10 protein-coding genes are annotated in these 12,802 nt (G+C 70.9%); 5 read left to right on the plus strand and 5 right to left on the minus strand.

Annotation, left to right across the window (positions count from 1 at the left end; genetic code table 11):
- Window positions 1-44: 44 nt before the first annotated feature.
- The 4 genes from fliD to ACPOLB_RS22755 form a co-directional block, all read right to left on the minus strand.
- A complete protein-coding gene (gene fliD / locus ACPOLB_RS22740; protein WP_425258322.1) occupies window positions 45-1,514 on the minus strand; it encodes a flagellar filament capping protein FliD in 1,470 nt (489 codons plus the stop codon).
- A gap of 255 nt (window positions 1,515-1,769) precedes the next feature.
- Window positions 1,770-2,636, minus strand: a complete 867-nt coding sequence (locus ACPOLB_RS22745) for a flagellin domain-containing protein (RefSeq protein WP_425258323.1) — start codon at window positions 2,634-2,636, stop codon at window positions 1,770-1,772.
- A gap of 261 nt (window positions 2,637-2,897) precedes the next feature.
- The gene (locus ACPOLB_RS22750; RefSeq protein ID WP_425258324.1) at window positions 2,898-3,761 is read right to left on the minus strand and encodes a flagellin domain-containing protein; all 864 of its coding nucleotides are present in this window, start codon (window positions 3,759-3,761) and stop codon (window positions 2,898-2,900) included.
- Window positions 3,762-3,978: 217 nt separating this feature from the next.
- Window positions 3,979-4,842 carry a flagellin domain-containing protein gene (locus ACPOLB_RS22755; protein ID WP_425258325.1) on the minus strand — a complete coding sequence of 288 codons (864 nt, stop codon included), beginning with the start codon at window positions 4,840-4,842 and terminating at the stop codon, window positions 3,979-3,981.
- Between the two features lie 465 nt (window positions 4,843-5,307).
- Here ACPOLB_RS22755 and ACPOLB_RS22760 point away from each other — a divergent pair, with 465 nt between their 5' ends.
- The 5 genes from ACPOLB_RS22760 to ACPOLB_RS22780 are packed head-to-tail and all read left to right on the plus strand — an operon-like array spanning window position 5,308 to window position 11,733.
- Window positions 5,308-7,329 carry a hypothetical protein gene (locus tag ACPOLB_RS22760; protein ID WP_425258326.1) on the plus strand — a complete coding sequence of 674 codons (2,022 nt, stop codon included), beginning with the start codon at window positions 5,308-5,310 and terminating at the stop codon, window positions 7,327-7,329.
- 24 nt (window positions 7,330-7,353) lie between these two features.
- On the plus strand, window positions 7,354-8,550 hold the full coding sequence (locus ACPOLB_RS22765; RefSeq protein WP_425258327.1) for a hypothetical protein: 1,197 nt from the start codon (window positions 7,354-7,356) through the stop codon (window positions 8,548-8,550).
- The gene (locus tag ACPOLB_RS22770; RefSeq protein ID WP_425258328.1) at window positions 8,547-9,413 is read left to right on the plus strand and encodes a hypothetical protein; all 867 of its coding nucleotides are present in this window, start codon (window positions 8,547-8,549) and stop codon (window positions 9,411-9,413) included. Before ACPOLB_RS22765 ends, ACPOLB_RS22770 begins: the two co-directional genes overlap by 4 nt.
- 8 nt (window positions 9,414-9,421) lie before the next feature.
- Window positions 9,422-10,972, plus strand: coding sequence for a glycosyltransferase family 25 protein (locus ACPOLB_RS22775; RefSeq protein ID WP_425258329.1), 1,551 nt, complete (start codon window positions 9,422-9,424; stop codon window positions 10,970-10,972).
- Window positions 10,969-11,733 (plus strand): hypothetical protein, encoded by a 765-nt coding sequence (locus ACPOLB_RS22780; protein WP_425258330.1) that lies wholly within the window; start codon window positions 10,969-10,971, stop codon window positions 11,731-11,733. Before ACPOLB_RS22775 ends, ACPOLB_RS22780 begins: the two co-directional genes overlap by 4 nt.
- A gap of 2 nt (window positions 11,734-11,735) precedes the next feature.
- On the opposite strand, the gene ACPOLB_RS22785 is transcribed toward ACPOLB_RS22780, so the two are convergent.
- A complete protein-coding gene (locus tag ACPOLB_RS22785) occupies window positions 11,736-12,767 on the minus strand; it encodes a GSU2403 family nucleotidyltransferase fold protein (RefSeq protein WP_425258331.1) in 1,032 nt (343 codons plus the stop codon).
- Window positions 12,768-12,802 lie beyond the last annotated feature (35 nt).

Raw genomic sequence — 12,802 nt, forward strand, 5'->3', positions numbered from 1 at the left:
CACGGGGCCGGCTCTCGGAAGACATCAGGGCGGTGTCAGATCGATCAGTTGTTGTTGAAGTTCGTGATCGACGCCAACTGGCCGCTGAGGTAGTTCGACAGGCCCGAGAGCTTGGCCATGTTGGTGTCGAGCGCCTGGTACTGCGCGTTCAGCCGCTTCTCGGTCTGCTCCAGGCGCAGCGTCATCGCGTCCTGCGACTTCTGGTTGCGCGTGATCATGCTCTGCAGGCTGGAGGTGCGCGTGGTCAGCGCGCCGGTGGTGTCGAGCAGGGCGTTGCCCAGGTCGCGGAAGCGGTCCATGAAGCCCGATCCGGCGCGGTCGGTGCCGTCGGTGGCGAGCGCCTTGCGCATCTCGGCGCGGTTGGCGAGCGCGGCGTCGAGCTTGGTGCTGTTGGTCTCCAGCGTGCCATCGGCCTTCATCGCGATGCCCATGTCCGACAGCCGCGTGAACACGCTCGACGCCGTGCTGGCGGCGTTGATCACCCCGCGCAGCTGCGCCTGCAGGCCCCCGGCCGTGCGGTCGCCCTGCAGCGTGCCGCCGGTCTTGGTGGCGGCGTCGTACTTGGTCTGGTCGCGGATGTAGGCCGCCAGGTCGTTGAAGGCCTTGGTGAAGGTGGTGACGGCCGTCTTCACGGCGTCGTCGTCGGGCTTGACGCCGACCTCGACGTCGCCAGTGGTCGTCTTCAGCAGCGTCAGGGTCAGGCCGTCGGCCACGCCTTCGAGCTTGTTGCTGGCCGAGGTGATGGCGATGCCGTTGATCGTGGCCTGCGCGTTCACCGCGGTCTGGTTGCGCAGCATCTGCGACACCGCGGTGCCGCCGTCGGGCACCACTTCGGCGGCGTCGAAGGCCAGTGCCGAGAGGCCGTCGCCGGCCACGCCGTCGTCGCTGGTCTCGCTGGCGCTGATGCGGAAGGCGTTCTCGGCGCCGGTCTCGCTGGAGCGCAGCGCCAGCCGCGCGCCGCTGGCGTCGTTGACGATGGTGGCGGTGACGCCGGCGCCGGCGGCGTTGATCTTGTCGCGCACCTTTTCCAGCGTGGTGTCGTCGGGGCCGATGGTCACCGCCACCGGCGTGGCGCCGGTCTTGGCGGTGAAGCCGGTGGGCGTGGGCTCGCCGGTCCAGCTGCCGAGCTCGATGGTCAGCGTGCCTTCGCCGAGCGTGCTCTGCGCGTTCGTGAAGGCGCGGCTGGAGATGGTCTGGCCCACGGCCAGGCGGCTCACGTTGACGTTGTACGTGCCGCTGGCGGCGGCCGCATCGGTGGCCACGCCGACCGAGGCGGCGTCGCTGCTGCTGGCCTTGGTCTGGTTCCACAGCGTCACCGACGACAGCGTGTTGGCCGCGTCGCGCATCGCCGAGGTCATGCTCTGCAGCTTGCCGATGGCCGACAGTTGCGTGTTCAGGTCGGTCTTGGCCTGCTGCATCAGCGTCAGCGGGCGTTTTTCCACCGACATCAGCGCACTGACGATGGAGCTGACGTCCAGGCCGCTGCCCAGGCCGGTGGAGGTGATCGTTGCCATGGCGGTTCTTTCGGTGTCTCGTCGGTGTATCGGCCGGCGGCGGCGCGACTTGAGCCGCGCTGGTGTGCCGGGATGCAAACGCAGGTGACGAAATGGCGCACGCCGCACCCCCCGGAGCGCTATCGGTGCGTCCCTCGGAGGTGTGCGGCGTGCATGGAAACTTGGGCCCCTCGTCGAACGAGGTCGTTCGACGATCCCCCTAGGGGATGCGGGCCGGCTTGGGGCGGCCCGGCGCTCGGCCCGCGCGCGGCATGGTCAGCCTTGCAGCAACGCCAGCACCTGCTGCGGCAGCTGGTTGGCCTGCGCGACCATCGCGTTGCCTGCCTGCTGCAGGATCTGCGCGCGGCTCAGGTTGGCGGTCTCGGCGGCGAAATCGGCGTCCATGATGCGGCTGCGGGCGGCACTCTGGTTCTCGCTGGCCGTCATCAGGTTGGAGATCACGGCGTCGAAGCGGTTCTGCGACGCACCCAGCGTGGCGCGCTCGGAGTTCACCTTGTCCAGCGCCACGTCGATGGAGCCGATCACCGTGGCGATCGTGCTGCTGTCGGTGGCCGAGCCGATGCCGGCGCGGCTGGTGCCCAGGTTGTCGAAGCCGGCGACGCTGGTGATCTCACCCGTCGTCGACATGTTCGTCGTGATGATGTCGATCGTGTCGTTGGCCGTGGTGTTGGCGCCGACCTGGAAGGCCTGCGTGCCGGCACCGGCGCCGAGGATGTTCTTGCCGTTGAAGGTGGTGCCGCCCAGCACGCGCTGGATTTCCTTGGCCAGCTCGCCGAACTCCTTGTCCAGCGACTCCTTGTCCTGGTCCGAGTTCGTCGAGTTGCGTGCCTGCACCGCCAGTTCGCGCATGCGCTGCAGCGCGTCGCTGACCTTGCCCAGGGCGCCTTCGGCGGTCTGGGCCAGCGAGATGCCGTCGTTGGCATTGCGGACCGCGACGTTCATGCCGCGCACCTGGGCGTTCATGCGTTCGGCGATGGCGAGGCCGGCGGCATCGTCCTTGGCGCTGTTGACGCGCAGGCCGGAAGACAGGCGCTGCATCGACGTCGACAGGGAACTCTGCGACGCGGCCAGGTTGCGCTGCGCATTCAGAGAGGTGAGGTTCGTGTTGATCGTCTGCGGCATGTTGCGTGCTCCTCAGGTGGCGATGGCTTCGTCGGCGCCATACGCACCGGCCGTGAGTTACGGACTGCGCTCGGGCTTTGCAGTCACCTCACGCATGGATGCATTGTGCGAACGGGGCCGCCGGCGCGATCGGGCGAAATGAGGCGGTTTGCCCCCGCAGTTCGCAGCCCGCCGCAAACGAACAGAACCCCGGCCGGGCTGGTGCCCGACCGGGGTTCTGCGAGGTGCGAGGCGCGTGTTACGCGCGTTCGGGCACGTGCATCAGCGCAGCAGCGCCAGCACCTGCTGCGGCAGCTGGTTGGCCTGCGCGACCATCGCGTTGCCGGCCTGCTGCAGGATCTGCGCACGGCTGAGGTTGGCCGTCTCGCTGGCGAAGTCGGCATCCATGATGCGGCTGCGCGCGGCGCTCTGGTTCTCGATGCTGGTCTGCAGGCTGCTGATGACGGCGTCGAAGCGGTTCTGCGAGGCACCCATCGTGGCGCGCTCGGAGTTGATCGTGTCCAGCGCGGCGTCGATGTCGTCGATGACGGTGCCGATCGTGGTGGAGTCGGCGGTCGAGTCGATCTTCGCGCGGCCCGCACCGGTGTTGTCGGTGCCGGCCACGGTGGTGATCGTCGCGTCGGCGGTCATCTGCGTCGTCACGATGTCGATCGTGTCGTCGGTGCCGGTGTTGGCGCCGACCTGGAAGGTCTGCGAGCCGGCGTCGGCGCCCAGGATGTTCTTGCCGTTGAAGGTGGTGCCGCCCAGCACGCGCTGAATTTCCTTCGCCAGTTCGGCGAATTCCTTGTCCAGCGAGTCCTTGTCGGCATCGGTGTTGGTGGCGTTGCGCGATTGCACCGCCAGTTCACGCATGCGCTGCAGCGAGTCGCTGACCTTGCCCAGCGCGCCTTCGGCGGTCTGCGCCAGCGAGATGCCGTCGTTGGCGTTGCGCACGGCGACGTTCATGCCACGCACTTGTGCGTTCATGCGTTCCGCGATGGCGAGGCCGGCGGCGTCGTCCTTGGCGCTGTTGACGCGCAGTCCCGAGGACAGGCGCTGCATCGATGTCGTCAGAGAGCTCTGCGACATGCCCAGGTTGCGCTGCGCGTTCAGCGAAGCGATGTTCGTATTGATGGTCGAAGCCATGTTGCACTCCAGTCGGTCAGTCGATACGGCCCGTCCGGTACTGCCCGGGTGGGTTGGACGAAACGCCCTGTGCTGGGTATCGGCGACTGGCGCACGGACCTTGAGGGTTCACGTGCTCAAAAAATAAGCGCCGCCCTGTGCGAGCGGCGCTCAAGTTCCGGAGACTGCGGTCGACGGGCCCGCGCTCACCGGCCCGTCCGGCCGGCGCGCGCTGGCGTCATCGAAGCAGGGCCAGGACCTGCTGCGGCAGCTGGTTGGCCTGCGCGACCATCGCGTTGCCGGCCTGCTGCAGGATCTGCGCACGGCTGAGGTTGGCCGTCTCGCTGGCGAAGTCGGCATCCATGATGCGGCTGCGCGCGGCGCTCTGGTTCTCGATGCTGGTCTGCAGGCTGCTGATGACGGCGTCGAAGCGGTTCTGCGAGGCACCCATCGTGGCGCGCTCGGAGTTGATCGTGTCCAGCGCGGCGTCGATGTCGTCGATGACGGTGCCGATCGTGGTGGAGTCGGCGGTCGAGTCGATCTTCGCGCGGCCCGCACCGGTGTTGTCGGTGCCGGCCACGGTGGTGATCGTCGCGTCGGCGGTCAGCTGCGTGGTCGCGATCTCGATGGTGTCGTCCGACGTCGTGTTGGCGCCCACCTGGAAGGCCTGCGAGCCGGCGTCGGCGCCCAGGATGTTCTTGCCGTTGAAGGTGGTGCCGCCCAGCACGCGCTGGATTTCCTTGGCCAGCTCGCCGAACTCCTTGTCGAGCGAGGTCTTGTCGGCGTCGGTGTTGGTGGCGTTGCGGGCCTGCACCGCCAGTTCACGCATGCGCTGCAGCGAGTCGCTGACCTTGCCCAGCGCGCCTTCGGCGGTCTGGGCCAGCGAGATGCCGTCGTTGGCGTTGCGGGCCGCGACGTTCATGCCCCGCACCTGGGCGTTCATGCGCTCGGCGATCGCCAGGCCGGCGGCGTCGTCCTTGGCGCTGTTGACGCGCAGGCCGGAAGACAGGCGCTGCATCGAGGTCGCCAGCGAGCTCTGCGACATGCCGAGGTTGCGCTGTGCATTGAGCGAAGCGACGTTGGTGTTGATGGTCGAAGCCATGATGTATTTCCACTCCAATCAGTTGAAGAACCAGTTCCCGGCGAGAGCGCCGGCATATCCCGGAAGCGCGGTCACGTCTTGTTGTGTGCCCTTGCTTCCCGTTGCCTGGTGCTCAATGCGGCGCCTCTCGACGCCGTACCGAACGACCCGCCCGCGCTAGTCAACCGTGGAGCCCTGCAGCGCGCTGAACGCGTCCTGCTGTGGGACATCGGCCGGCCAACCGGACCACGGAATCTGTGTTTGCAAACTCCGATAAGCGCTGTATCGGTGCCGCTTATCTGGAACTTGAATCGGGTGGAAGGGGGTAGCGGCAGCCAGGCCGGAAAGTTGACCCCCTGCGATGCGTCGTATTGCACGCGCTTTGCAGCGTTGTTGCCCCGATCGCCGCGGGGGCGGATGCCTAAAGTTCTCCGACACCCGTGCAACGTGCGCGGGCGATGCCTGCCCAGCCCCTTCGGAGTCCCCATGTCCGCCACCGCGACCCTGCAACCCTCTTCGCCGCGCAGCGGCCTGCGTGTCGGCGCCGCTGCCGCGCCGCAGGGCGCGCCCGAACGCGGCAGCCCGGCGGCGCACCAGCAGTGGAGCAACGGCGTGACCGCCATGCGCCAGGGCCGGCTGCCCCAGGCGGCGCAGCACTTCCTGAAGGCCACGCAGCTGTCGGCCGGCGTGCCGCTGTACTGGCTGAACCTGGCCACGGCGCAGCGCAAGCTGCACCGCACCGGCGACGCGATGGCCAGCGCCCGCCGCGCCTTCGACCTGGACACGCGCAGCGAGATGGCCTGCCACATGGCCGCGGAGCTGCTGCGCACCAACAACCGCGACGCCGAGGCACTGCAGGTCCTGCTCGCGCTGCACGCCGACACGCCGCGCACGCCGCGCCACTGGCTGATGCAGGGCGCCACGCACATGGCGCTGCAGCAGTGGCAGGAAGCCGCGATGGCCTTCCTGAACGTGCTGGCTGCCAAGCCCGCCGACACCGAGGCCTACCTGCAGCTGGGCTACGCGCTGGCCAACCTGAAGCGCTACGGCGAGTCGGCCGAGTGCTTCCGCACGGTCGCCATCCTGGAGCCCGCGCACATGGGTGCCGCCGTCTACGCGGCGCACTACGCGGCCTGGGCCTGCGACTGGGCGCAGGGGGGCGAGGACCACGGGCGCCTGGTGCAGTCGCTGGCACTGCAGCAGCCGGAGGTCGAGACACCGGCCTTCAGCCCGTTCTGCCTGCTGTCGATGACCGACGACGCGGCCCTGCACCGGCAGGCTGCCGAAATGGAAGGCCGCCGCATCCAGGCCCATGCCGACAGCGCCAACGCGCACGCCGTGCACCGCAGCTGGCCGCAGGCCGCCGCGCGCATCGCGCAGGGCCGCATCGTGCTGGGCTTCGTCTCGGCCGACTTCCGCACCCACGCCACCAGCATGCTGCTGGTGCAGACGCTGGAGCGCCTGCCGCGCGACCGCTTCGAGGTGCATCTCTATTCACACGGCAAGGACGACGGCTCGGCGCTGCGCCAGCGCATGGTGGCGGCCTGCGACCGCTTCGTGGACTGCAGCGAGAAGAACGCGGCGGAGCAGGCTGTGGCCATCCACGACGGCGGCGTCGCGCTGCTGGTGGACCTGAGCGGCTACACCGCCAACACCCGCCTGGGCGTGTTCGCGCTGCGCCCGGCGCCGGTGCAGGTGCTGTGGCTGGCCTACCCCAGCACGCTGGGCGCGCCCTTCATCGACTACGTGGTCGGCGACCCCATCCTCACGCCGATGGCACACGCCGCCGACTTCAGCGAGCACATCGCGCAGCTGCCGCTGTGCTACGAGCCCACCGACGAGCAGCGCGAGCACCCCGAGCCGCTGTCGCGCGCCGAATGCGGCCTGCCCGACGAGGCCTTCGTCTTCGCCTGCTTCAACCAGAGCTACAAGATCACCGAGCCGGTGTTCGACCGCTGGTGCCGCATCCTGCAGCGCGTGCCGGGCAGCCTGCTGTGGCTGCTGGTGCCGCAGGAAGAGATCCAGCAGGCGCTGCGCGAGCGCGCGGCCGAACGCGGCCTCGACCCGGCGCGGCTGGTGTTCGCGCCCTTCGTCACGCCGCTGCAGCACCTCGCGCGGCTGCCGCAGGCCGACCTGTTCCTCGACACCTTCCCCTACGGCGCGCACACCACCTGCAGCGACGCGCTGTGGATGGGCCTGCCGGTGCTGACGCAGATCGGCCGCAGCTTCTCGGCCCGCGTCGCGGCCAGCCTGCTGCACGCGGTGGACCTGGACGCCAACGTGGTCGACAACGAAGCCGACTACGAAGCCCGCGCGGTGGCCCTGGCCACCGAACCCGGCGAGCTGCAGCGCCAGCGCGACCACCTGTGGGACAACCGGCGCGACCTGGCGCTGTTCGACAACACACGCTTCACGGGCGAGCTGGCCGCGCTGTTCGAGCGCATGGTCGGCCGCTGGCAGCAGGGCCTGCCGCCGGCCCCGCTGCCGGCCGCGCCGCTGGTGCCCTGAAGGCTTGATGCAGGGACCGACGCCATGAAACCCTTCCTCGCCCTGTTCCGCGCCGGCCCCGACCTGCGCAGCCTGCCGGCCATCGCGCAGCTGGCCTCGGCCGACGTCGACATCGCCATCAGCTGGGCCGGCGATGCGCTGCCGGGCCGCGCCGCCCAGCCCGAGCTGGCCGGCGCCGCCTTCGTGCACGCCGCCGCCGGGCCGAAGTGGCCGGCGCTGGCGCAGACGCTGGCCACGCACTGGGAGCAGGTCGCCGGCCGCAGCCACGTGCTGCTGGCCGACGCCAGCCTGGACACCTCGTCCGCGACGCTGGCGCAGCTCTTCGCCGTGTGCGCGCAGCTCGGCCTGGAGCTGGCGCAGCCGGCCTTCGTGCCCGGCACGCGCTGCAGCCACCCCGTCGCCTGGCAGCACGGGGCCTTCCAGCTGCGCTTCACGACCCATGTCGACCTGGCCGCGCCGGTGTTCTCGCGCGCGCTGCTGGAGCGCGCCGCAGCCAGCTTCGTCGACCCCGCCTGTGCCGCGTCGCTGGGCAGCGTGTGGCCGCAGCTCGCCGGGCCCGGCCGCGTGGCCGTGGTCGACGCCACGACGATGGCCTTGCGCGCCGACCCGCTGCCGCCCACCGCCACCGTGGTGCCCGCCGCCGGCGTGCTGAACCTGGGTGGCCTGCTGGACAGCGGTGACGCCGTGTGCCTGGACGCACGGCCCGCGTGGAGCGGCGTGCTGCTGGATGCGGTGCTGGCGTCGTGCAGCAGCTTCGGCCTGGACGCCACGGCGCTGGCCCGCTACCTCGCCAACCACCTGGAAGGCGGCGCCGGCCCGCTGCACGCGGCCGTGCCGCTGCTGCTGGAGCAGGCGCTGGCAGGCGCGGCGGAAGGTGCCGGCCTGCACTTCAACCGCGTGCTGCCGGCGCCTGTCGCGCCTGCAGCATTTGCCGCGGTGGCAGAGGCCCCGATGGCCCAGGCCCTGCAGGCCGACCTGGCCGTGCTGCAAGAGCGCGTGCAGGAACTGGAGCAGACCCTGGTGGCTGCTCAGCGCGCCGCCGACCCCGCCGCCGTGCGCGCGCAGGCCCTGCGCGAAGCCGACCTGCGCGACCTGCGCGAGCGCCACGCCGCGCTGCTGGACACCTGCGAACGCCAGCGCGTGCTGCTGGCCGGCCTCGCGGCCCAGCTGGGCGGGGCCAGCGTCAGCGCGCTGGCCGCTGCACCGGCGAGGGCGGCGTGACCACGCTCGCGGCAGAGCCCGCGGCGCGCAGCGCCCTGCTGCAGCAGGCCCAGGCGCTGGAGGCCGGGGCCGCGGCACTGCACGGCCAGCCGCTGCGCACGCTGCACCACTTCGCCTGCACCGGCGGCACGCTGATCAGCAAGTGCATCGCGGCGCTGCCCAACGTGCAGCTGCTCAGCGAGGTCGACCCGCTCAGCACGCAGCTGCTGCCCGAGGCGCTGCGCTTCTCGCCCACCGACATGGTCACGCTGGCGCGGCAAAGCACGCGCGGCGCCAGCGACGCGCTGGTCATCGAACTGTTCCGCGCCCAGGTGCAGGTGCTGCAGCAGCACGCGGTGCGCCACGGCCTGCGCCTGGTGCTGCGCGACCACGCGCACGGCCACTACTGCCATGGCGCGGCGCTGGCCGTGCGGCCGGCGCTGCGCGAGATGCTGCCGCCCGCGCTGCCGCTGCTGTCGCTGCTGACGGTGCGCCACCCGCTGGACAGCTACGCCTCGCTCGCGCGCAACGGCTGGGTGCACCTCCAGCCGCGCACGCTGCACACCTACTGCCAGCGCTACCTGGCCTTCCTGGACCAGCACGAGGGCCTGCCGCTGCTGCGCTACGAAGACTTCGTGGCCGCCCCGCAGCGCGCGATGCAGCTGGTGTGCGAGGCGCTGGCGCTGCGCTACGAACCGCACTTCGCACGCTTCTTCGCCGGCTTCGCCGTCTCGGGCGACAGCGGCCGCTCGGGCACCACCATCGCGCCGCGGCCCAGCCATGCCAGCGCCGTGGCGCTGGAGGCCGAGGCCGCTGCGTCAGACGCCTACGTGCAGCTCGTGCAGCGCCTGGGCTACGGCCTGCGCGCCGGCGCGCTCGACTGAACCCCGCCATGCTGAAGATCCGCCCCGTTCCTGCTGTGCCCGCCGATCCGGTCCCGACCCCCGCGCCGCAGCCCAACGCCCCGGCCTGGGCGGCGCTGTTCGACGCCGTCGTCGTCGTCAGCCTGCCAGGCTCGGCCGACCGCCGCGCGCACATCGCCCGGCACCTGCCGGCCGCGGGCATCCACGACTACAGCTTCTTCGACGCCACGGCCGCCGACGACCCGGCAGTGGCCGCCGCGCACGCGCGCGGCGAGGTCGCCAGCTTCCCGTCGTGCTTCCGCTGCGGCGGGTTCGACTGCGGCCGCGCCGACTGCAACAACGTCTTGATTCCGCCGCAGGTGGCGACCTTCATCACCTACCTGCGGCTGTGGCAGCACATCGCCCAGGGCACGGCGCGGCGCGTGCTGGTGCTGGAAGACGACGTGCACCTGCACGCGCACACCGGCGGCGTGCTGGCCTGGATGGCCGAGGCCGTGGCGCAGGGCACGCTGCCCTTCGTGCCCGGCCGGCCCTGCCTGCTGCGCCTGGGTTGGGCGCGCTGCGCCGACCACGAGGCCACCACGCTGCACCGCGCCGACGAGGGCGTGCAGATGGCCAACCCCTGCCACGCGCTGACGCGCGAGTACGCCGCGGCGCTGCTGCAACGCTACCGCGGCATCGTGCACACCGCCGACGAATACCAGCACCGCCTGGCGCCGCTGCCGGGCGAGGCCTGGACGGTGTACCCGCCCATGGCCTCGGAGCTGTCGTGGTCCGACGGCGTGTTCGCCTCCACCATCCACCCCAAGACCGTGCGCCTGCAGCACCTGCGCGCCATCGGCGACCATGCGGGCGCTGCGCAGCACGAACAGGTGCTGCGCCAGCACATCAAGAAGAAGCACTTCCGGCCGCTGCTGGTGGCCGGTCACCCGCGCTGCGGCACCGGCTACGCCGCGCAACTGTGTGGGCAGCTGGGCCTGGACGTGGGCCACGAGCAGCTGGGCCGCGACGGCATCAGTTCGTGGATGTTCGCGGTGGACGCCGACGACAACCCCTACGCGCTCGACGCCGCCGCGCGCACGCGCCGCGCACTCGCCTGGAAGCACCTGGTGGTGCCGGTGCGCGACCTGGCCACCGCCGCGCCGTCGGTGATGCGGGACTCCGAACACGCGCCGCCGTCCTACGCCTTCCGCCGCCAGCACATCCTGCGCCTGACCGGGCTGGACCTGGACACGCTGGCCACGCCGCTGGAACGCGCGGTGCGGTCGGTGACGTCGTGGATGCGCATCCTGCTGGCGCAACAGCCGGCGCTGTGGTTCCGCATCGAGGACCCGCCCGAGGCGCTGCGCGAATTCCTCATCCAAGCCGCCCTGTGCGGCGCCGAGGCCCGCGCCGTGGTGCTGGACACCGCGGCCGTGAACGCCGACAAGCCCTACCAGGGTGTGCGCCGGCCCAAGCCGGGCCTGGACGCCGCGGCCTGGCGCGCGCTGCCCGCCGACACCCAGGCCGAGATCCAGTGGTACTGCGCCACGTTCGGCTACCCCCATCCTGCCCTCCAGGCCGAGGCCTGCGCCGCATGAACACCACCGAATTGCACCCCGCCGAAGACCTGCAGCGGCTGTTCCTCGAGCCCTCGGGCTGGCTGCGCTCGCGCGCGCAGCAGGCGCCCGTGCGCGCCGACGGCACGCCGCTGCCCTGGTTCACCTACGGCGCCATCGAATTCGTGCAGCGCGTGGTGCGCCCCGGCGACAGCGTGTTCGAGTACGGCGCCGGCCACAGCACGCTGTGGTGGCAGGCCCATGTGCAGCGCGTGTGTGCGGTCGAGCACGACGTGCAGTGGTGCGAACGCCTGCGGCCGCGCCTGCTGCCGCACGTGCAGCTGCAAGGCATCGGCGCCGACGCGCCCCTGGCGCCCGAGGCCCAGGCCCGGCTGGCGCCGTTCTTCGCGCGCCAGCGCCGCACGCAGTGGAGCTACGACGCGCAGCGCGTGGTGCGCCGCGGCCTGGCCGACGAGCCCTTCCAGGCCTACGCACACCAGATCACGGCCGCCGGCGGCCGTTTCGACTTCGTCGTCGTCGACGGCATGGCGCGCCGCCTGTGCACCTTCGCCGCCATCGAGCACCTGGCCCACGACGGCTTCATCGTGCTCGACAACAGCAACCGCAGCGACTACGACCTCGCGTTCACGCTGCTGGAAGAAGCCGGCTTCCGCCAGATCCCGTTCTGGGGCCTGGTGCCCGGCGCCGACTTCCTGACCTGCACCTCGTTCTTCACGCGCTCGATCGCACGGCTGCCGCTGGGCGGCTTCGGCGGCAACAGCTTCGGGCTGCCCGAGTACTGAACTCAGACGCGGACCAGCACGGCGGTGATCGCGTCGGCTGCGGCCGGGTGACCGGCCAGCAGTTGCTGCAGCATCGCAAGCCGCGTCTGGGCTGCCTGCAGCACGTCTGGGGGCGCCGCCGTCGCGGCCTCTTCGAGTGCCCCGTCGTCCAGTTCTGCCAGCACCGCGGCCAGAACGGCCGCCTGCTGCAAGTCCTTGCGCGCCTTGGCCGTGTCGGCGTGCCGCCTGGTACTCGAATACAGCTTGTGCCAGACGAAACGCGCAGGGTCGGGCAGGTTGGCCGGAATGCAGTGGCCGCCCGCCAGCACCGCGCCGGCGTGCGGCGCGTCCAGCAGGTAGTCGAAGAAGGGCACGGCCTGCGCATGCCAGGCCAGTTCGGGCACCGGCTGGATGCCGCCGATGTCTTCGCCCGGGACCAGGACATCGATGCGCAGGCCTTCGGCTCCGGGCCGTTTCACGGAGATCGAAGGCGCCCCGGGCCCGAGGCCGGGCACAGGGAAGAATTCCAGCAGCGTGGCCTGCACCGTCTCCAGGAATGGCACCGGCGCGGCCAGCTTCAGAGCCCGTCGGCGGGCCAGGTCGATGTCCTGCGTCCTGGCTGCAGTGGCAATCGCCCCCAGGTCGTTCAGCAGGGAGGCGTAGGCCATGGTGCCCACGAGGACCAGGCCACCAGCGAAGAGCCGCCGGTTGTGGAGTTCCACGAGCAGCCGCGCGGCGTCCTTGTCAGCCACCTGCATCCCGAGCGTGCGCAGCTGCCTGACTTGTGACTGCATCCAGACGGCCGCATCGATGCGCTGCTGCATCGCTTGCCGGGCAGCATCGTCGTCCTGACGACAGACGAAATCCTCCACCTCCTTGCCGGCGACCGCCTTGTAGCGTCGGTACCAGTAGCCTTGTCCCGTGATGGTTCGCAGCGTCAGGCTTCCCGGTGTGCCTGGAAGCAGGTCCGGTTCCGTGCGTGCCCGTTCCCTGGCCTCGGCGTACTGGGTGTGGAAGTTGAGTTCCAGGCGGCGGTACAGGGGCGTGGCGGGCATCGAGATCCCTTTCTCGGTGCCAGTCTACCGGTTCT

The organism is Rubrivivax soli, assembly GCF_049810355.1.
In the GTDB taxonomy this organism is placed as follows: domain Bacteria; phylum Pseudomonadota; class Gammaproteobacteria; order Burkholderiales; family Burkholderiaceae_C; genus Rubrivivax.